The organism is Arthrobacter sp. DNA4 (genome assembly GCF_024362385.1).
Taxonomy (GTDB): domain Bacteria; phylum Actinomycetota; class Actinomycetes; order Actinomycetales; family Micrococcaceae; genus Arthrobacter.
In genome coordinates, this window is record NZ_CP101466.1 from 4,210,754 (window position 1) to 4,231,343 (window position 20,590).

The following is a 20,590-nucleotide window of genomic DNA, read 5'->3' on the forward strand; positions in this document are numbered from 1 at the left end:
CCGGCCCCTACCCCAGGTCGCCGCCGGCCACCGGGAGGATGCTGCCGGTCAGGTAGGATGCCTCGTCCGAGGCAAGGAACACGATGGGCGCCGCCTGCTCGTCCAGGGTGCCGTAGCGCTTCATGAACGAGGAGTCCACCGTCTGGTCAACGATGGTCTGGTACCAGTCCTTCTCGGTGGCGGATTCGGCGTCCGGCCCGCGCTTGACCTTCCGCGGCGGGGCTTCCGTGCCGCCCGGGGCGGTGGCCACCACGCGGATGCCGTGCCCGGCCACCTCCATGGCCAGCGACTGGGTCAGGGCGTTCACGCCACCTTTCGCCGCGGCGTAGGGCACCCGGTGCAGTCCGCGGGTGGCCACCGAGGAGACATTCACGATTGTGCCGGAGCCCTGCTCCACCATGGTAAGCAGGACTGCCCGGCAGGTCCATAGCGTGGGAAAGAGCGAGCGGCGGATCTCCTTCTCGATCTTCTCCTCGTCGTACTCCTGGTAGGGGCGGGCCCAGATGGTGCCGCCCACGTTGTTGACCAGGACGTCCACGCGGCCGTGGGCTGCGAGCGCGGCCTTGATGGCCTGGGTGGCGCCGGCGAAGGTCTCCAGGTCTGCGGTGACGGACGTGGCCGACCCGCCCGAGCCCGAGGCTTTGGCGGCCTCGTCGATGCCGCGGGCAACGTCGTGAACCAGGTCCGCGCGGTCCACCAGGACCACGGCGCCGCCTTCGGCGCCGATGCGTTCGGCCACCTTCCGGCCGATCCCCTGGGCTGCACCGGTGACGACGGCGACCTTGCCGCCGAACCGGCCAGGGGTCACGTATTGCCCGGCGTACGGCGCAGCCATCAGCGGGCGGCCTTGGCGTCGATGGCCCCGGCCATGGTGTCCTTCGCGTCCTGGGCATGGGCGGTGATGACGGCGCGCAGATGGTCCTTGTCGCCGCGTTCGAAGGCGTTCACGATCTCAAGGTGGTCCTGGGTGACGCGTTCGAAGATCGGCGTGCCGGCTTCGAAGGCCGCGGCCATCTGGGCGTGGACGTCCAGGCGCCGGTAGGACTCCAGGAGCATCGGGTTGTCACAGATCGTGAAGAGGTACTCGTGGAATTCCTCGTTGGTGCGCGCGAACTCCTCGGGGTCGGTGATGTTCCCGCCCTGCACCGAGCCGGTGGTGGCTTCGGCCAGGCGGCGGAATTGGCGAAGCTGCTGTTCGCTGAGCCGTCCCAGCAGCAGTTCGCTGACCGCAAGCTCCAGGCCCATGCGGGCGTCCAGCTGGGCGAAGCTGTCCTCCTTGCGGAAATCCAGCCGGCCGGTCTCCAGTGAGGACACGGCCTCACCGCGGCTCATGGTGTCGCCTTCGGCCTGGATCTTCCCGGCCGGTGCGGGGGCGCCGGTTTCGGCGTCGCCCCCGGTGGTTTCCTTCGGTGCGAAACGTTCGAAGTAGAAGTTGGCCGTCTTGATGCCTTCGGTATCCAGCCACTTGGAGACGGCGTTGACCATGGGCGGCGGGCCGCAGAGGTAGATGTCCACGTCGCCGTCGTTGAGGTGCTTCGGTTCGATGATCTGGGTGACGTAGCCGGTGTGCGGGGCGGAGGTGCCGGGCTCGGAGGCGATGTAGTCCCAGGTGAAGCCGGGCAGTTTCGCCTCGTAGGCGCGGAGCCAGTCAAGGCCCACGATGTCCGCCTCGCGGGTGAGCCCGTAGATGAGGTGGACCGGGGTGGACGGCGGGTTTTCGGAGAGCTTTTCCAGGATGGACAGCAGTGGGGCCAGCCCGGTGCCGCTTACCAGGAGCAGCAGGGGCCGCTTGGGCTCGCGCAGGAAGAAGGATCCGTACGGGCCCGTGAACTCGATGGCATCGCCTACCGCGGCGCGGTCGCGCAGGTACTCGGACATGGCGCCCTGCGGAGTCACGCGGACCATGAAGGACGCATCGTCCACCTCGGGGCCGCTGCTGAAGGAGTAGGAGCGCTCGGCGTCGGTACCGGGAACCTTGAGGTTGACGTACTGCCCGGGGAGGAAAGCCAGTGCGTCCCGGTTCTCCACCTCAAGGGTGAAGGACACCGTGGTGTCCGTGTGCCGGTTGAGCTCCTTGATGGTGGAGCTGAAGGTGGCGGCCGCCGTCTTGGCCGATTCGGACGTGGCCGGGATCTGGATGGCCAGGTCGGACTCCGGGACGGCCTGGCACGTCAGCATGTAGCCCTTTTCGAGCTCCTCTTCGGTCATGGCGTCGTCGATGAAGTCGCCCGGGTCGAAGGAGCCGGAATCGCAGAACGCCTTGCAGGTGCCGCACGCGCCGTCGCGGCAGTCCGACGGAATGTTGATCCGCGCCTTGTAGGCCGCGTCCATGACGGTCTCATAGTCGCCGACGTTGATGACTTTGGTGACGCCGTCTTCGAAGCTGAGGGCTACTTTGTGGCCCATGGGGTCCTCCTGACTGGGGCGGGCGCGTCGTCGCGTCCGGGGAAAAGTTGGGGCGTGCCCGGCGGGCACGGAGTGGGACCTGCCGTGCGGAGCCCGTACGTCCCGGGCGCCGGCTACGGGCAGGTCAGATCATGTAGACGTCCACCACGTGGTGGATGTAGTCGTTCTTCAGGACGACTTTCTTCTTCAGGATCACCGGCTGCGGGCCGGAAAGGTCCACCGTGTAGTAGCTGGTGCCGAAGTAGGTGTCCGTCGTGTTGTAGCGGAAGTACAGGGTGAACCAGTTGAAGCGCACGTCCACCTTGCCGCCGTCGTTCGCCACAACCTCCACGTCCGTGATGTTGTGGCCCGTGCGCGGCTCCGGGAGGGAGGTGGCCGAAGACCTGTCGGTCTTGATCCGGAACACCCGGTCCTCGATGCCGCCGCGGTTGTCGTAGTAGATCAGGGAAATCTCGTTCTGGGGATCCTGCGTCAGCTGGTCGTCCACGTCCCAGGCCGGCATCCAGAATTCGGAGTCCGGGTGGTAGCACTCCAGCCATTCATCGAACTGGCGCTCATCCAGCAGGCGGGCTTCCCGGTAGAGGAACGCCCGGACGGTTTCGAGGGTTGCGATCTCCTCCGCGGTCTTCAGGACCGGGGCGGTGTGGATCAGGTTGGTCATGGGTTCTGTGCTCTCTATGGTTCCGGCGGGCTCTCTCAGGCGGTGACGGGAACGGATTCCAGGGCGGAACGCTCCTCTTCCTCCGCCAGGGCCAGGTCCATGACTTCCTTCCAATACCCGTGCTGGATGGGGTAGAGCCCCTCGTCTTCGGTGCGCACGCCGGAGGCGATCACCCTGGTCATGCCCAGGGCCTGCGCCTGCTCATCCGGGCCGGCGATCTCGTGGGTGGAGCCGCGGGTCATGTCGTTCCACGGGGCGCTGGTGGCCCAGTAGGTCTTGTTGCAGGAGCGGAATTCCTCCAGGTCGTCCGGGGTGGCCATGCCCGTGGCGTTGAAGAAGTCCTCGTACTGGCGGATGCGCTTTGAACGGTTCTCCTGGGACTCCCCCTTGGGGGCGATGCAGTAGATGGTCACCTCGGTCTGGTCCGCGGAGATCGGCCGGAAGTGGCGGATCTGCGAGGAGAACTGGTCCATGATGTAGACGTTCGGATACAGGCAGAGGTTGCGGGAGATGTTGATCATGAAGTTGGCCATCTCCTCGCCGTACTTGGCTACAAGCTCGTCGCGGCGGTCCCAGAGCGGGCGGTCCTGGGGGTTGGTCCATTCCTGCCACAGCAGCAGGTGGCCGTGGTCGTAGGAGTAGAACCCGCCCTTGACCTTGCCCCATTTGCCTGCGTCCATGGCCTTGGTCTTGTTGGCGGAGTCTCCGGCGCTGCGGCGGGCCGTGGTGGCTGCGTAGTTCCAGTGCACGGCGGTGACGTGGTAACCGTCCGCGCCGTTCTCGGCCTGGACCTTCCAGTTGCCGTCGTAGGTGTAAGTGGAGGAACCGCGCAGCACTTCCAGGCCTTCCGGTGACTGGTCGACGATCGAGTCGATGACCTTGGTAGCGTCGCCGAGGTGCTCCTCGAGCGGGAGCACCTCAGCCTTCAGCGAGCCGAACAGGAAGCCGCGGTAGGACTCAAAGCGGGCCACCTTGGTGAGGTCGTGTGAGCCTTCCTTGTTGAAGGTCTCGGGGTAGCCGGCGTTCCGGGAGTCCTTGACCTTCAGCAGCTCGCCGGAGTTCTTGAAGGTCCAGCCGTGGAACGGGCAGGTGAAGGTGGTGCGGTTGTCCGTCTTGCGGCGGCACAGCATGGCGCCGCGGTGCGAACAGGCGTTGACCAGGCAGTTCAGGTTCCCGTCCTTGTCGCGGGTGATCATCACGGGGGTGCGGCCGATGTAGGTGGTGAAGTAGTCCCCCACGTTGGGGATCTGCGACTCGTGGGCGAGGTACACCCAGTTGCCTTCGAAGATGTGCTTCATCTCGAGTTCGAAGATCTCCTGGTCGGTGAAGATCTCGCGCTTGGCCCGGATGACGCCGTTCTCGCGGTCGTCGATCACGGCGTCGGCAAGGACCTCGCGGGCATGGATCAGGTTCTCGGTCATGGCGTGCTCCTTCATTGGAGATTGCTGGACGGATGGGCGGAGGTCCACTCGGGAAGAGGCTTCGGCGGCGGACGTTGTCCAGCAATTCTTGCCGCTCGTGATTGGCCTCACATCAGGCAAATACCTAGGTTCCACCAAGGGTGTGTTTATGTACTGATAATGACTCAAAAGACGCCTAGTTGATATTTGTAGCGTCCTTATCTCCGGGCCTACGCTTGAGACCGAGATCACGCGGTGCCGAGCAGGGCAGGTGGAACGTCCCGCCCCGCAGGCCGCGTGGGGAGCAGGAGCCCTTCCTGTCCCATTCAATGAAGAAGGTGGACATCGTCATGACCCAAACCCCAACGGACAGCCGCACGGAAAACGAAGGCACCGCCGTCGAAGCAGGCTCCAAGGCGACCGAGCGGTTCGCTGCGTCAGGCAAGCTCTCCCGCGTGGATGTATCCAAGGAACGGGTGAGCCTGCTGGCCGGCGCACTGATCAAGGCCGCCAACGACATCGTCGTCGAGCACCAGGTCACCTACCAGGAATACAACGCCCTGAAAGCATGGCTGATCAAGGTGGGCACGGACGGTGAATGGCCGCTGTTCCTCGACGTCTGGCTTGAACACACCGTTGAGGACGTGAACTCCCAGGACCGTCCCGGCACCGTCGGCACCATCGAGGGCCCCTACTACGTTCCCGGCTCTCCGGAACTCCAGACGCCCGCCACCGTGGAAATGCGCGACGACGAAGAGGGCACCCCGCTGCGCTTCACCGGCCAGTTCACCGACACCGACGGCAACCCCATCCAGGGTGCGCAGGTGGAGATCTGGCACGCGGACGCCGCCGGCTTCTACTCCCAGTACGCCCCGGGCATGCCCGAGTGGCTGTTCCGGGCCACCGTCAAGGCCTCCGACGACGGCCGGTTCGAAATCAACACGATGCGTCCGGCGCCCTACCAGATCCCCACGGACGGCGCTTGCGGGCAGCTGATCAACGCCGCCGGCTGGCACGCCTGGCGTCCCGCGCACATCCACATCAAGGTATCCGCGCCGGGCTACGAGCCGGTCACGCAGCAGCTGTACTTCCCCGGCGACCCCCACAACGCGGACGACATCGCCTCGGCCGTGAAGCCGGAACTGATGCTGGACCCCCGCCCCCGTACCGACGGGAAGGGCGAGGAAGTAGTTTATGACTACGTCCTGGCAAAGCAGGGCCAGAAGAAGTAGCACGCAAACTGGGAGACACCCCCGCACGGAGGCGCTCCGGAGCTGATGCTTCGGAGCGCCTCCGGTTTTTCCGCGCCAGCCAGGAGTTCCGATGAGCCATCCCCGCCCCGACCCGGCCGCCACATCCGTCGGGTCAGCCCCGCCGGCACCGGCGCCGGAACCCCTGCTGGAACGCCCGGGGGTCCGGCCCGCTGGTCCGCGCCGGATTCTTCGCGACCTGGGCCTGTCCTATGTCTCCAACGGGGCAATCGGGCTTATTTTCGCAGCGTCCGGGCCCATCGCCGTTACCCTGGCCGTGGGGACGGCCGGTGGCCTGACCCAGGGCCAGCTGTCGTCCTGGGTTTTTGGCATTCTCTTTTCCGGCGGGGCGGCCACGCTGCTGATGTCGCTCATTTACCGGCAGCCCCTGGGCTTCGCCTGGTCCATCCCCGGCACGGTGCTCCTGGGACCGTCCCTTCAGCACCTGGCCTTCCCCGAAGTCGTCGGGGCCTTCTTCACTTCCGGCGTACTGATCCTCGCCCTGGGCGCCACCGGGGTGGTGCGCAAAGCCATGGCGCTGGTGCCCATGCCGCTCGTGATGGCCATGGTGGCCGCGGTGTTCCTGAAGTTCGGCACCGACATCGTTGCCTCCACCCAGGACAACCCGGCGGTGGCTGCCCCGATGGTGGCCGCGTTCCTGGTCCTCACCGCAGTTCCCAGGCTTGGCAGGATCCTGCCGCCGGTCCTCGGCACGCTGGTGGCAGGCTGTATTGCCGTGGCCGCCAGCGGGCAGTTCAGGCTGTCGCCCGGCGGACCGCTCCTGGCCACTCCGGTGTTCACCGCCCCTGCATTCACGTGGGCTGCCCAGCTGGAGCTGGTGGTTCCACTGGCCCTCACCGTGCTGTTCGTCCAAAACGGCCAGGGCATCGCCGTCCTCCGCGCCGCCGGCCACCGCCCGCCGGTGAATGCCTTCGCCATTGCCTCCGGCGCCTTTTCAGTGCTGAATGCCGGTTTCGGCGCCGTTTCGGCCTGCGTCACAGGTCCCACCAACGCCCTGTTGACCTCGTCCGGGAAGAGGGAGCGCCAGTACACGGCCGCCGTGGCGTACGGCCTGCTGGCCCTGGTGTTCGCAGCGTTTGCCCCCACCCTGACCCGGCTGATGCTGGCCGCGCCCAAGGAGTTCGTCCTGGCGCTGGGTGGCATCGCGATGCTGCGGGCCCTCCAGCAGGCCTTCGTCACGGCCTTCGCCACCAGCTTCACCCTGGGATCACTGGTGACGTTCGTGGTGACCATCTCCGGCATGAACCTCTTCAACATCCACGCAGCATTCTGGGGCCTGGTGATTGGCTACGGGGTGTCCCGCCTGCTGGAGCGCGCGGACCACGCCCAGCCGTGAGCCGGGCCGGGCATGTTACGGCGGTAAGCAGGGCTTCTTCTGCGTCAGCGCGGGTCCGGTTCCAGCGCCCAGGCCAGCCGGTGCAGGAAAGTCGCGGTCCTGCTCCGGAACGCCAGCCACGCGGCCCGCTTCCACCCGGGCTTCACGCTGAGTAGCGGCGCGTGGGGCTGCGCGCTTTCGCCCGCGCGGACGGCGCCGGCAAACAAGAGGGCAATGAGGCTTGCGCTTTCCATCGTTCTCCAAGCTGTACTGGTCAATCCCGGTGTACAACCACCGTGCCCTGCGGAAGAAGGCTTCAAACATCATCAGCGGCCCCATCGGGTTGCGGGGAGGGCGTGGCGGTACCGCGTTATGCACGTGCAGTGTTAGGCAATAGTCTGGCCAGATGGGGACCAGTGCCGTGACTTCCGGCGAACAAGTGGACAGGCAGACCCGCATCCTCGAAGCGGCAATGGACCTGCTGTCCCGCCACGGGATTTCGGGCGTGAGCATGCGCGCCGTGGCGCGGGAGGCCGGGGTGGCGCTGGGCCTGGTCAACTACTACTACGACGACAAGACCACCCTGATCCGCGCTGCCCTGCGCCGCGTCGATGAGCATGACCTTTTACTCGTCGCCCCGGACCCGTCCGTGGCAGCCGATGAACAGCTGCGCCGCGCGCTCCGGCGCGTTGCCGGCGCTGACCTGCTGACCACGCGCTACCTGTCGCTGCGCCTGCACCTGTGGGCCCTGGCCCAGGCGGACGAGGACTACGCACAGATCAACGCCGCCGCCTTCGACCGGTACATCGACGGGCTCGCGGCGCTGGTGTCCAGCGCCAGGCCCGGACTGTCCTGGGAGGCGTGCAGGGAGCGCGCCTCGGACATCGTGGTCATCCAGAATGGCGTGTGGCTGACCGCGTTGCTCGGGGTGGACCCGGCCTCCATCCAGCGGAGCATTGCGCGCACGGAGCAGATCGCGCTCGCCCCGGTCCCGGACGACAACGGCGACGCCCAGGGCCCCTCACAGCCCTGAAACACCCGCTCCAGGGGCAACAGTAGCCGTGCCATGAGCATTGAACAAGTGTTCAAGAAAAGTATTGAACACTTGTTCAACGTGCATTACTGTCCTTCCTATGACTTACGCCACACCGGCCCAGGAAGCCGCCCCCAGCACTGAAACCAAGCCCGCCTCCTCCCTGTTCATCAACGGCAGGTGGGAGCCGGCGGCGTCCGGCGCGGTGCGCGAAATCCGCAACCCCGCAGACGGGGAGCTGGTGGCCACCGTGTCCGAGGCAGGCCGGGAAGATACCGAACGTGCCATCGCGGCGGCCCGTGCCGCCTTCGATTCCGGCGCCTGGTCCAGCGTCCCGGCACCGGAGCGTGGCGCCTTCCTCCTTAAGGTCGCCGCCGGACTGCGGGAGCGCCGGGAAAAGTTTGCCCGCGCGGAATCGCTGGACACCGGCAAGCGGATGGTGGAAAGCCGCATCGACATGGACGACATCGCCGCCTGCTTCGAGTACTTTGGCAGGCTCGCCGGGCAGCAGGCGGGCCGGGTGGTGGACGCCGGGGACGCCGACGTGGTCAGCAGGATCGTCTACGAACCCGTGGGCGTCTGCGGGCTCATTACGCCGTGGAACTATCCCCTGCTCCAGGCGGCGTGGAAGATCGCCCCCGCGCTGGCCGCCGGCTGCACCTTCGTCCTCAAGCCCTCCGAGCTGACCCCGTCCACCAGCATCCTGGCCATGCAGCTGCTGCAGGACCTCGGCCTCCCGGACGGCGTGGCCAACCTCGTCACGGGTGCCGGCGCCCAGGCTGGCGCCCCGCTCTCGGAACACCCCGACGTCGATCTTGTCTCCTTCACCGGCGGCCTGGAAACCGGCAAGCGCATCGCCGCTTCCGCTGCGGCCACCGTCAAGAAGGTGGCGCTGGAGCTCGGCGGCAAGAACCCCAACGTGGTGTTCGCCGACGCGGACTTCGACGCCGCCGTGGACAACGCCCTGAACGGCGCGTTCGTCCATTCCGGCCAGGTCTGCTCCGCCGGCGCCCGGCTGGTGGTGGAGGAATCCATCGCCGAACGCTTCGTGGATGAACTGGTCCGCCGCGCGAAGGACATCCGGGTCGGCGGCCCCTTCGACGAGGACGCCGAGACCGGCCCGCTGGTCTCCGCCGCCCACCGGGACAAGGTCCATGCCTACGTCCAGCGCGGCATTCAGGAGGGCGCGCGGCTCCGCACGGGCGGCACGGCACCGTCCGGGGAGAAGTACGACGCCGGGTTCTACTACCAGCCCACCATTCTGGACCGCGTCTCCCGCGGCATGTCCGTGGTCACCGACGAGGCGTTCGGCCCGGTGGTGACGGTGGAAACCTTCCGCACCGAGGACGAGGCCGTGGCCACCGCGAACGACACCATCTACGGCCCTGGTAGCGCCGTCTGGACGCAGGACGCCGGCAAGGCGCAGCGCGTGGCATCCCGGCTGCGGCACGGCACCATCTGGATCAACGACTACCACCCTTACCTCCCCCAGGCCGAGTGGGGCGGCTTCGGCCAGTCCGGCGTCGGCCGCGAGCTGGGCCCCACCGGCCTGGCCGAGTACCAGGAAGCCAAGCACATCTACCAGAACACCAGCCCCCAGGTCACCGGCTGGTTTGCTGACCACGGCAAGGAGAACTAGATGCACTACGACAACATCGAGGACGTGACCGAACGCGGGTTCGACTACGTCGTCATCGGCGGCGGGTCCGCGGGGGCGGCGGTGGCCGCACGGCTGAGCGAGGACCCGGACGTCACCGTGGCCCTCGTCGAGGCGGGCCCGGACGACCGCAATATCCCGGAGATCCTGCAGCTGGACCGCTGGATGGAACTGCTGGAATCCGGCTACGACTGGGACTACCCCATCGAGCCGCAGGAGAACGGCAACTCCTTCATGCGCCACGCCCGCGCCAAGGTGATGGGCGGCTGCTCCAGCCACAACTCCTGCATCGCCTTCTGGGCCCCGCGCGAGGACCTGGACGAATGGGAATCCAAGTACGGCGCCACCGGGTGGAACGCCGATGCCGCCTGGCCGCTGTACAAGCGGCTGGAAACCAACCAGGACGCCGGGCCTGACGCACCCCACCACGGCGGCTCCGGCCCCGTGCACCTGATGAACGTGCCCCCGGCGGATCCTGCCGGCGTCGCCCTTCTGGACGCCTGTGAACAGGCGGGCATCCCCCGCACGAAGTTCAACACCGGCACCACCGTGGTCAACGGCGCCAACTTCTTCCAGATCAACCGCCGCGCAGACGGCACCCGCTCCTCCAGCTCCGTGTCCTACATCCACCCCATTGTGGACCGCCCCAACTTCACCCTGCTGACCGGCCTGCGCGCCCGCCAGCTGGTGTTTGACACGGACAAGCGCTGCACCGGCGTGGACGTGGTGGACGGGGCCTTCGGCCGCACCCACCGGCTCACGGCCCACCGGGAAGTCATCGTGTCTACCGGCGCCATCGACACCCCCAAGCTGCTCATGCTCTCCGGCATCGGGCCGGCGGAACACCTGGCCCAGCACGGCATCGAGGTGCTGGTGGACTCCCCCGGCGTCGGTGAGAACCTGCAGGACCACCCGGAAGGCGTGGTGCAGTTCGAGGCCAAGCAGCCCATGGTGCAGACCTCCACCCAGTGGTGGGAAATCGGCATTTTCACCCCCACCGAGGACGGCCTGGACCGCCCCGACCTGATGATGCACTACGGCTCGGTCCCGTTCGACATGAACACGCTGCGTCACGGCTACCCCACCACGGAGAACGGCTTCAGCCTCACCCCGAACGTCACGCATGCCCGGTCCCGCGGCACGGTCCGGCTGCGCAGCCGCGACTTCCGCGACAAGCCCATGGTGGACCCCCGCTACTTCACGGACCCGGACGGCCACGACATGCGCGTCATGGTGGTAAGCATCCGCAAGGCCCGCGAAATCGCCGCCCAGCCTGCCCTTGCGGAATGGACCGGCCGGGAGCTCTCGCCGGGCATCGGAGCGCAGACCGATGAGGAACTGCAGGACTACATCCGCAAGACCCACAACACCGTGTACCACCCCGTGGGCACCGTCCGACTGGGCCCGGCCGACGACGAGATGTCGCCGCTGGATCCCGAGCTGCGGGTCAAGGGCGTCACCGGCCTCCGCGTGGCCGACGCGTCCGTCATGCCCGAGCACGTCACCGTCAACCCCAACATCACCGTCATGATGATCGGCGAGCGCTGTGCCGATCTCATCAAGGCGGACTATGCCGGCGCCGACGCCCTGGAAGAGAAGGAGCTCACCACGTCCCTCGCCTGAGCGGCGGGTCATCAAGGGGGCCGCATTCCCAACAATGGCGGCCCCCGCAGAACGTTATCTCGCCGCACCCCAGGGCGGCCGGTCCCATCGTGCTTTTCTGATCTAGGAGTCCATATTGGAACCCAGCAAGAGTATTGATTCAAGTGGCATGGATGAATTTGGCTACACCCAGACCCTCGACCGGAGCATCGGCAAGTTCGCGAGCTTCGCCGCCGGTGTCAGCTACATCTCCATCCTCACCGGTGTCTTCCAACTGTTCTACTTCGGCTTTTCCATGGCCGTCCCGGCGTACGCCTGGTCCTGGCCCATTGTGTTCGTTGGCCAGCTGATGGTGGCCCTCTGTTTCGCCGAGCTGGCCGGTCGCTACCCCGTTGCGGGCTCGGTCTACAACTGGGCCAAGCGGCTGTCCTCCGGGACCTCGTCCTGGCTGGTAAGCTGGCTGCTGCTGCTGTCCTCCATCATGGCGCTGGGCTCGGTGGCACTGGCCCTGCAGATCACCCTCCCCCAGCTGTGGTCCGGCTTCCAGTTCGTCGGTGACGGCACAGGCCCCTATGACTTCGCCATGAACGGCGTGGTGCTGGCCACCATCATGATCACCATCTCCACGCTCATCAACGCGTTCGGCGTGAAGCTGATGACCCGGATCAACAGCATCGGCGTCTTCGTGGAGCTCATCGCCGCCGTCCTGCTGATCCTGGCACTGGCCTGGCATGTGGTCCGCGGCCCGGAGGTCTTCTTTGATACGGCCGGTTTCGGGGAAGGCAAGGACCTGGGCTTCTTCGGCGTCTTCCTGATCGGTGCCATGGCCTCCGGGTACGTCATGTACGGCTTCGACACCGCCAGCTCGCTGGGCGAGGAAACCAAGGACCCCAAGAAGACCGCTCCCAAGGCCATCCTGCGCGCCGTCACAGCGTCCTTCCTGCTGGGCGGGGGAATCCTGCTGTTCGGCATCCTGGCCGCACCGGACCTCAGTGACCCGCAGATCGGCTCCCCCGACGGCGGCCTGCAGCACATCGTCCTCTCCGTCCTGGGCGGCCCGTTCGGCAAGGCCTTCCTGGCCTGCATCGTGGTGGCTGTGGTGGTCTGCACCCTGGCCGTCCACGCCGCCGCCATCCGCATGATGTTCGCCATGGCCCGCGACAACAACCTGCCCTTCAGCCGGCAGCTCAGCAAAGTGGATCCGGTCCGCCGGACCCCGACGGTGGCGGCCATCGTCATCGGCGTCATCGCCGTCATCCCGCTGCTGGTCAACGTGATGCAGCCGGCCATCTTCACCATCCTGTCCAGCATCAGCATCGTGCTGATCTACCTGTCCTACCTCCTGGTCACGGTCCCCCTGCTCCGCAAGCGGTTACAGAAGAAGTGGCCGCTCGTCGCAGACGGATCCGAGCCCGGGTTCACCATGGGCAAGTGGGGCCTTCCGGTGAACATCCTCGCCGTCCTGTGGGGCGCCGCGATGACGGTGAACCTGGTCTGGCCCCGCCCGGAAATCTACAACTCGGTGCCGCCGTTCGAGTGGTACCTGCAGTGGGGCGGGGTGTTCTTCGTGGCCGCCGTGGTGATTGGCGGGGCCATGCTCTACCGCCTGAAGATCCGCCATCAGACCGGGGTGCTGGCCGAGCACGCCGCGGCAGTCGCCGCCCACCCGTCGTCCAACGACCCCAGGTTCGATCCCGCGGAGGACGCGGTGCTTACCAACGCGGCGATGGCAACCGAGGGCTAGCAACACCACAGCAGAAGGGGCCGACGGCGGCACTCACGTGAGTGCCGCCGTCGGCCCTTTTGCGTTGGTTGGGACGGCGGGCGGCGAGGGCCCGCGTCACACAACGGAACGGCCATCCGCTCCGGAGCGCCAACGCCCTACCCTTGACAGGTGACATTGACTAAACTCCGCACCGCGTCCGCGGGCTCCCTCGCCGCCGCAGGCCTCCTGCTTACCCTCGCCGCCTGTTCCACGCCGGCCTCCACCCAGCCAAGCTCCTCGGCCCCCGCCTCATCTGCAGCTGCTTCGTCGAGCGCTGCTTCAACCACCGCCGGCCCCTGCGCGGGCGTGAAGGTCATCGTCGATTCGGGCGCCCTGAAGCAGTCCGCCGCCGACACCTCCGCCTGCGTGTCTGTGGATGGCCCCACCGTGGCCGCCAAGGTCCTCGAACAGGCCAAGATCAAGACCGAGGGCACCGCCAAGTACCCCACGAGCTTCGCGTGCCGCGTCAACGGAGTGCCCGCCGCGGACTTCGACATCAAGCACAAGGGTGGCACCACCCGTGAAGCGTGCGATGACAAAAACACTGTCTCGTATTGGGCGCTCTGGGTGAAGCCCGCGGCCGGCACGTGGGCTTACGCACAGGAAGGCTTGGACAGCCTGAAGCTCAACCCCGGCGAGAGCCTTGAACTGCTCTACACGGTGGACAACGAACCGGCAGCACCCGCGTCATGACCTTCCGGCCCGCGCCGTTGCGCGCAGCGGCGGTTCTCGCTGCTGTGTTCATCGCGGCGCGGGTCGCCTACCGGGCCCTTTTCAACGGGGCCGCCACCGGTACCCCGGTCCTGCTGGACCTTCCGCCGCTGAGGCTCCCCGCCCCGTACGCCCACGTGGTGTTCCTGGGTCCGATCACGGCCCCGGGGCTTTGGGCGGCGGTGCTGTCAGCGCTGCCCATCGCCGCAACGATCCTCGGCTTCGGCCTGCTCAACGCCTGGGTGGATGTGTCCCGTGGCTTCGTCCGCCTGGCCCGCGGCGGCCCCCTGCAGGGCGTGGCCCGCATGCTGGTGGTGGCTTGGGCGGCCCTCCCGGCGCTGGCCGACGCCGTGGCCTCGGTGCGCCTAGCCTTCCGGCTCCGCGGCGAACGCTTCGGCCCCCGCGCCCTCGTGCCCGTCCTCGAACGCACCCTTGAGCATGCCGGCCGCATTGCCGCGGCCCTAGAGCTGCGCGGCTTCGGCAGCCGGGCATCCCGCCAAGGACATCACGACGACGGCGGCCCGCTTCTGGTGCGCGACGCACAGTTCCGCATCGCTGACACGCGCATGAGGGTTGACTCCTTTGCACCGCCGGCTGGGTCCGTCGCGGTGATCACCGGGCCCACAGGCTCCGGCAAGTCCACCATTCTGCGCGGCCTCGCGGGCCTCCTTTCGCACGTGGACGGTGGCGCGCTGTCCGGCACGGTGCAGATAGCCGGGACGGACCGCGCCAGCGCTCCCCCGCGTGATACCGCGGGGTTGATGGGCGTCGTCCTGCAGAATCCGCGCGCCGCGTTTGCCACCACACGCGTCCGGGACGACATTGCCCTGGCCCTCGAACTCCGTGGCGTGCCCTCCGCCGCCGCGAAGGCCCGGGTACGGGAGGTGGCGCACCGGATCGGGGTCTCCGCGCTGCTGGACCGGGACGTCAGCACCCTCTCGGCCGGTGAGGCAACGCTCGTGGCCATCGCCGCCGCCGTCGTGGACCAGCCCCGGCTGCTGCTGGTGGACGAGCCCCTGGCCGACCTCGACGGCACGGCACGCAGCCGCGTCATCGCCGTCCTCGACGACCTGGCCCGCGAACACGGTGTATGCGTCATCGTGGCCGAACACCGGGCGGCGGCGCTGGTTCCGGTGGCTGACTCCTGGTGGACCATCGAGGGCGGCGTACTTGTCCCGGGCACCGCAGCCTCCCCCTCGGCTCCGGCCGTTGTCTTGCCGGCGGCCGGTCCGGATCACGGCCATGCCCCCGTGTTGACGGCGACCCACCTCGAGGTACACCGGAAAGGCGCGACGCTGGTCCGCGACGCCTCGCTCGCCCTGCACCGCGGCGAGATCGTGGCGCTGGTTGGGCCCAACGGGGCCGGGAAGTCGTCCCTCCTGGTGGCGCTGGCCCTGGGTGAGGGTACGGGGACAACGTCCGACGGGGGCCGGGTCGCCCTGGTGCCGGACGCGTCGGACGACCTCTTCACCAGGGACACGGTCACGGGCGAGCTGCGGTCGGCGGAGCGGCGGCTGGCGCGCCGGAAGAACGGCACGGCGGTTGCTGCCGGGACCGCGACGGCCCGCCTTACCCGGCTGCGGGGAGGCGTCCATATTCCCATCGGGAACGGGCATCCGCGGGACCTCTCCGCCGGCGAGCGCAGGATCCTGGCCATCGCCCTGCAGACCATGGATGACCCGGATGTACTGCTCATCGACGAACCCACGCGCGGGCTCGATCCTGCCGCACGGACTGCTGTGGCGGCGGCCCTGCGTACCGCTGCCGAGGACGGTGCCGCGGTCCTGATCGCCACGCACGACCTCGACTTCGCCCACGGCCTGGGCGCCCGGATCCTCCCGATGCGCGATGGGGTGGCACCATCCCTGGAAACTGTCGCTGAACCTGAACCGTATGTCCCTGCACCGCGCGTCCAAACATCCGTGCCCGCTCTTACCGGCGCGCAGGCGGTTGCGTCCACCGCTGAACCGGCAGACGTACCGGGCGCCAGGAGGCCCCACCAGGTCCGGATGCCGCGGGGCGCCGAGCTTGCTGTCCTGGCTCTCGCCAATCTGGCTGCCTTGGCGGCGTTCTGCTGGCCGCTGCTGGCCGCGGCACTCCCCCAGGACGCTGCCGCCTCCACCCCCTACATTGCCCTGGCCATCGCACCCGTGGCAGCCGTCGCCGTCGTGCTTTCCCTGGACGGATCCGTCCGCTCCGCACACACGGTGGCGCTGCTCGGGGTGCTCACTGCCGTCGGTTCCGCCGTGCGGGTGGCGAGCACCGGCGTCGGCGGCGTGGAAGCGGTGTTTATCCTGCTGATCCTGGCGGGCCGGGCGTTCGGCGCCCGGTTCGGGCTGCTGCTCGGGGCCGCCACGATTGCCGTCTCCAGCGCACTGTGGGGCGGGATCGGGCCGTGGACGCCGTTCCAGGTCTTCGCCTGCGCGTGGGTGGGCGCCGGGGCCGGCCTGCTCCCCCGCCGGGTGCGCGGCAGGGCCGAACTGTGGATGCTGGCGGCCTACGGGGTGGTGTCGTCGTACGTGTTCGGGCTGCTGCTGAACCTGTGGTTCTGGCCGTTCGCGGTGGGCGGCGGCACCGGTATCTCCTACGTTCCGGGCGCGCCGCTGGGCACCAACCTCAGCAGCTTCCTGCTGTATTCGCTGTTGACGTCGACGGCTGGCTGGGACACCCTGCGCGCCGTCACCACGGTGATCGGCATCGCCGTGGTGGGCCGTGCGGTGCTCGCGTCGCTGCGGCGGGTGAAGCCGGTGTCCGGGGTTACGGGCCCCGGCGGACAGGGCTCACAGGCGGCCGACGACCAGGGCGGCTCCGCTCACACCCCAGCCGCGCACTCCAAGAAGCGGCGCCAGCTCACACCTTGAAGTACTTGGCCTCCGGGTGGTGGAAAACGAACGCGTCGGTGGACTGCTCGGGGTGCAGCATGAGCTCGTCGCTCAGGATGACGCCCATGCGCTCGGGCTTCAGCAGCTCGGTGACCTTGCGGCGGTCCTCCATGTCCGGGCAGGCCGGGTAGCCCAGCGAGAACCGGGCGCCGCGGTAGTCCAGCTTGAAGTACCCCGCCGTCTCCTTCGGCTCCTCGGCGCCGAATCCGAGCTCCTTCCGGATGCGGGCGTGCCAGAACTCGGCCAGCGCCTCGGTGAGCTGCATGACCAGGCCGTTGAGCTCGTAGTAGTCGCGGTACTGGTTGGCCGCGAACATCTTGGACGTGAACTCTTCGATCTTGGAGCCGGCAGTGACCAGCTGCACGGGCAGCACGTCGATCTGGCCAGACTCGCGGGACTTCACGAAGTCTGCCAGGCACAGGTGCCGGTCGCGGCGCTGGCGCGGGAAGTCGAACCGCAGGCGGTCGGTGCCGATGGGTCCGCCTGAACCACCGTCCGGGGCGAGCAGGCCTGCCTGGCCTAAGACGCCGTCGGGATCCTCGCCGTGGTGCAGGACCACCACCTGTTCGCCCTCGGAGACCACGGGGAAGTAGCCGTAGGCCACGGAGGCGTCCAGCATGCCTTCACCGAGGATGCGGTCCAGCCAGTAGCGCAGGCGCGGGCGGCCTTCGCGTTCCACGAGTTCCTCGTAGGAGGCGCCGTCCTCGCCGCGGCCGGGCTTGAGGCCCCACTGGCCCATGAAGGTGGCGCGCTCATCGAGGAACGCGGAGTAGTCGTGGAGCGAGACGCCGCGGACGATGCGGGTACCCCAGAACGGCGGCACGGGCACGGGGTTGTCGCTGGCGACGTCGGAGCGGCCGGGCATGGCTTCGGGCTCGGTGATGGTGAACTTCGCCCCGCCCTTGTGGATGCGCTTCTTCAACGGCGGCAGGCCGACGTCGTCCGGTGATTCGCCTCGGGCCACGCGCACCAGGGGTTCCATGAGGGAGAGGCCCTCGAAGGCGTCCTTGGCGTAGCGGACCACGCCGTCGAACTGCTCGGCCAGGTCCTGCTCCACGTAGGCGCGGGTGAGGGCGGCGCCGCCCAGGATGACCGGCCACTTCTTGGCGAGACCGCGGGACTGCAGCTCCGCGAGGTTCTCCTTCATCACCACGGTTGACTTCACCAGCAGCCCGGACATGCCGATAACGTCGGCGTTATGCTCCTCGGCGGCGGCGATGATCTCGGCGATGCCCTGCTTGATGCCGATGTTGATGACCTTGTAGCCGTTGTTGGTGAGGATGATGTCCACCAGGTTCTTGCCGATGTCGTGCACGTCGCCGCGCACGGTGGCGATCACCATGGTGCCCTTGCCGGAGGAGTCCGACTTCTCCATGTGCGGTTCCAGCAGTGCCACGGCGTTCTTCATGACTTCGGCAGACTGCAGCACGAACGGCAGCTGCATTTCGCCGGCGCCGAAGCGTTCGCCCACCACCTTCATGCCCTCGAGCAGGTGGTCGTTGATGATGCCGAGCGGGGTCATGCCTTCGCTGCGGGCCAGGTCCAGGTCCTCCTCGAGGCCCTTGCCTTCGCCGTCGATGATGCGGCGTTCCAGGCGGGCGCCCGTGGGCAGCGCGGCGAGTTCGGCGGCGCGCTGGTCCTTGAGCGCTGCGGTGTCGACGCCGGCGAACATGTCGAGCATGCGGGCCAGAGGGTCGTAGGTGGTGTTGCCGTCGGCGTCGTATTCGCGGCGGTCCCAGACCAGGTCCAGGGCCACCTTGCGCTGCTCCTCCGGGAGGGAGGCGAGCGGGACGATCTTGGCGGCGTCGATGATGCCGCTGGTCAGGCCGGCCTGGACGGCTTCGTGCAGGAACACGGAGTTCAGGACGATGCGCGCGGCCGGGTTCAGGCCGAAGGAGACGTTGGAGACGCCGAGGGTGGTGTTGATGCCCGGGTACTTCGTGGTGATCTGGCGGATGGCTTCGATGGTTTCGATGCCGTCGCGGCGGGTTTCCTCCTGGCCGGTGGCGACGGGGAAGGTGAGGCAGTCGACGATGATGTCCTCGACGCGCATGCCCCATTCGCCCACCAGGGAGTCGACGAGGCGGGAGGCGATGGCCACCTTGCCCTCGGTAGTGCGGGCCTGGCCTTCCTCGTTGATGGTCAGGGCGATGACGGCGGTGCCGTGTTCCTTGACCAGCGGCATGATGCGGGCGAAGCGGCTATTGGGGCCGTCGCCGTCCTCGTAGTTGACCGAGTTGACCACGGGGCGGCCGCCGATGAGTTCCAGGCCGGCCTTGAGGACGGGAGGTTCGGTGGAGTCGATGACGAGCGGGAGGGTGGAGGCGGACGCGAACCGGGAGACGATCTCCTTCACGTCCGCCACGCCGTCGCGGCCCACGTAGTCCACGCAGACGTCCAGCAGGTGGGCGCCGACGCGGATCTGTTCGCGGGCGATGTCCACGCAGTCGTCCCAGCGTTCATCGAGCATGGCCTGGCGGAAGGCCTTGGAGCCGTTGGCGTTGGTGCGCTCACCGATGGCCAGGTAGGCAGACTCCTGGTGGAAGTTCACGTGCTGGTAAAGGGAGGCGACGCCGGCCTCACGTTCCGTGGGGATTCTCGCCGGCGCGTTGTTTGGCTTTGTCTCCACGGCTTTGGTGCGGAATGGCGCAAGACGTTCGACGACGGCGGCCATGTGTTCCGGCGTCGTACCGCAGCAGCCGCCCACCAGGCCCAGGCCGAATTCACGCACGAACTGTTCGTGCGCGGTGGCGAGCTCGGCGGGTGAGAGCGGGTAGTGCGCGCCGTTGGCGCCGAGGACGGGCAGGCCGGCGTTGGGCATGCAGGCGATGGCGACGGAGGACTGCTTGGAGAGGTGGCGGAGGTGTTCGCTCATCTCGTCCGGGCCAGTGGCGCAGTTCAGGCCGATGGCGTCGACGCCGAGCGGTTCAAGGGCGGTGAGCGCGGCACCGATTTCGGAGCCCATGAGCATGGTTCCGGTGGTCTCGACCGTCACCTCGACGAAGATGGGGAGGCGGACGCCCTTGGCGACGATGGCCTGCTTGCAGCCGTTGACGGCGGCCTTGGTCTGCAGGAGGTCCTGGCTGGTTTCGATGAGGAACGCGTCCGCGCCGCCGTCGATGAGGCCCTCGGCCTGCAGCGCGAAGGTTTGCTTGAGGTGGTCGTAGCTGGTGTGGCCGAGGCTGGGAAGCTTGGTGCCGGGGCCCATGGAGCCGAGGACCCAGCGCATGCGGCCGTCTGTTTCTTCCGCAGCTTCGGCGCGTTCGCGGGCGATTTTGGCGCCCTTGAGGGCGAGTTCCTCGATGCGGTCGTCGATGCCGTAGTCGGAGAGGTTGGACCAGTTGGCGCCGAAGGTGTTGGTTTCCACGGCGTCGATGCCGGTGGCGAAGTAGGCGTCGTGGATGTCCGCGATGACGTCCGGGCGCGTGTCGTTGAGGATCTCGTTGCAGCCCTCGAGGTTTTGGAAGTCCGCGTCCAGCTGCAGGTCGCGCCCCTGCAGCATGGTGCCCATGGCGCCGTCGGCGATGACCACCCGGTGGTTCACAGCGTCCAGGAGTTCCTGGGAACGGGCGGGACGGGGGACGGACTCGATGTCCAGTGCGAAACGAGGCATTTAAACAGGTTACGGTCGGGGGCGCCTGCGTTGCGCTGTGTGTCCGGATGCTACGGCGAGGGTGGGGGCGCCGCAGATTCCGCGTCCTCAATTCAAAAACCCTCTCTCACCAAGTTTTGACCACGTTCGCTCCAGTAGTTTTCGCAGTCGACTTCTGACCCAACGATGCAAGGAAAATCGGGCCTTTTGGCAGGGTTCCTCGCTTGGCCGTCGGCGCTGGCAAAAGGGTCGTTTTTGATCATCACCATTTCCCCAGGCGCTGCGTCGCCAGGAA

General features: G+C 67.7%; 14 protein-coding genes. 8 read left to right on the forward strand and 6 right to left on the reverse strand.

Annotated features, from left to right (window positions below; all coding sequences use genetic code 11):
- Positions 1 to 7: 7 nt before the first annotated feature.
- The 4 genes from NMQ03_RS19515 to benA all read right to left on the reverse strand — a co-directional run bounded on the left by NMQ03_RS19515 (position 8) and on the right by benA (position 4,488).
- Entirely contained in the window at positions 8 to 835 is an 828-nt protein-coding gene (locus NMQ03_RS19515) for a 1,6-dihydroxycyclohexa-2,4-diene-1-carboxylate dehydrogenase (RefSeq protein ID WP_255173582.1), read from the reverse strand.
- Entirely contained in the window at positions 835 to 2,406 is a 1,572-nt protein-coding gene (benC, locus tag NMQ03_RS19520) for a benzoate 1,2-dioxygenase electron transfer component BenC (protein ID WP_255173583.1), read from the reverse strand. Before benC ends, NMQ03_RS19515 begins: the two co-directional genes overlap by 1 nt.
- 124 nt (positions 2,407 to 2,530) lie before the next feature.
- A complete protein-coding gene (gene benB / locus NMQ03_RS19525) occupies positions 2,531 to 3,067 on the reverse strand; it encodes a benzoate 1,2-dioxygenase small subunit (protein ID WP_255173584.1) in 537 nt (178 codons plus the stop codon).
- A 35-nt stretch (positions 3,068 to 3,102) separates the two neighbouring features.
- Entirely contained in the window at positions 3,103 to 4,488 is a 1,386-nt protein-coding gene (gene benA, locus NMQ03_RS19530) for a benzoate 1,2-dioxygenase large subunit (protein ID WP_255173585.1), read from the reverse strand.
- 329 nt (positions 4,489 to 4,817) lie between these two features.
- Here benA and catA point away from each other — a divergent pair, with 329 nt between their 5' ends.
- Both catA and NMQ03_RS19540 read left to right on the forward strand, forming a co-directional pair.
- Positions 4,818 to 5,699, forward strand: a complete 882-nt coding sequence (gene catA / locus NMQ03_RS19535) for a catechol 1,2-dioxygenase (RefSeq protein ID WP_255173586.1) — start codon at positions 4,818 to 4,820, stop codon at positions 5,697 to 5,699.
- 91 nt (positions 5,700 to 5,790) lie between these two features.
- Positions 5,791 to 7,074 carry a benzoate/H(+) symporter BenE family transporter gene (locus NMQ03_RS19540; protein ID WP_255173587.1) on the forward strand — a complete coding sequence of 428 codons (1,284 nt, stop codon included), beginning with the start codon at positions 5,791 to 5,793 and terminating at the stop codon, positions 7,072 to 7,074.
- Between the two features lie 44 nt (positions 7,075 to 7,118).
- On the opposite strand, the gene NMQ03_RS19545 is transcribed toward NMQ03_RS19540, so the two are convergent.
- The gene (locus tag NMQ03_RS19545) at positions 7,119 to 7,307 is read right to left on the reverse strand and encodes a hypothetical protein (protein ID WP_255173588.1); all 189 of its coding nucleotides are present in this window, start codon (positions 7,305 to 7,307) and stop codon (positions 7,119 to 7,121) included.
- Between the two features lie 152 nt (positions 7,308 to 7,459).
- On the opposite strand from NMQ03_RS19545, the gene NMQ03_RS19550 reads away from it, so the two are divergent.
- From NMQ03_RS19550 to NMQ03_RS19575, 6 genes are all read left to right on the forward strand, one after another.
- The gene (locus tag NMQ03_RS19550) at positions 7,460 to 8,086 is read left to right on the forward strand and encodes a TetR/AcrR family transcriptional regulator (RefSeq protein ID WP_255173589.1); all 627 of its coding nucleotides are present in this window, start codon (positions 7,460 to 7,462) and stop codon (positions 8,084 to 8,086) included.
- A gap of 100 nt (positions 8,087 to 8,186) precedes the next feature.
- Positions 8,187 to 9,725, forward strand: coding sequence for an aldehyde dehydrogenase family protein (locus NMQ03_RS19555; RefSeq protein ID WP_255173590.1), 1,539 nt, complete (start codon positions 8,187 to 8,189; stop codon positions 9,723 to 9,725).
- Entirely contained in the window at positions 9,726 to 11,366 is a 1,641-nt protein-coding gene (locus NMQ03_RS19560) for a GMC family oxidoreductase (RefSeq protein WP_255173591.1), read from the forward strand.
- A 148-nt stretch (positions 11,367 to 11,514) separates the two neighbouring features.
- Complete coding sequence (locus tag NMQ03_RS19565; RefSeq protein ID WP_255173592.1) at positions 11,515 to 13,089, forward strand: APC family permease; 1,575 nt, start codon at positions 11,515 to 11,517, stop codon at positions 13,087 to 13,089.
- 150 nt (positions 13,090 to 13,239) lie between these two features.
- Positions 13,240 to 13,803 carry a hypothetical protein gene (locus tag NMQ03_RS19570; RefSeq protein WP_255173593.1) on the forward strand — a complete coding sequence of 188 codons (564 nt, stop codon included), beginning with the start codon at positions 13,240 to 13,242 and terminating at the stop codon, positions 13,801 to 13,803.
- Positions 13,800 to 16,682 carry an ATP-binding cassette domain-containing protein gene (locus tag NMQ03_RS19575; protein ID WP_255173594.1) on the forward strand — a complete coding sequence of 961 codons (2,883 nt, stop codon included), beginning with the start codon at positions 13,800 to 13,802 and terminating at the stop codon, positions 16,680 to 16,682. Before NMQ03_RS19570 ends, NMQ03_RS19575 begins: the two co-directional genes overlap by 4 nt.
- Here NMQ03_RS19575 and metH read toward each other — a convergent pair.
- Complete coding sequence (gene metH / locus NMQ03_RS19580; protein WP_255173595.1) at positions 16,672 to 20,316, reverse strand: methionine synthase; 3,645 nt, start codon at positions 20,314 to 20,316, stop codon at positions 16,672 to 16,674. The two genes, NMQ03_RS19575 and metH, sit on opposite strands and share 11 nt — an antisense overlap.
- Positions 20,317 to 20,590 lie beyond the last annotated feature (274 nt).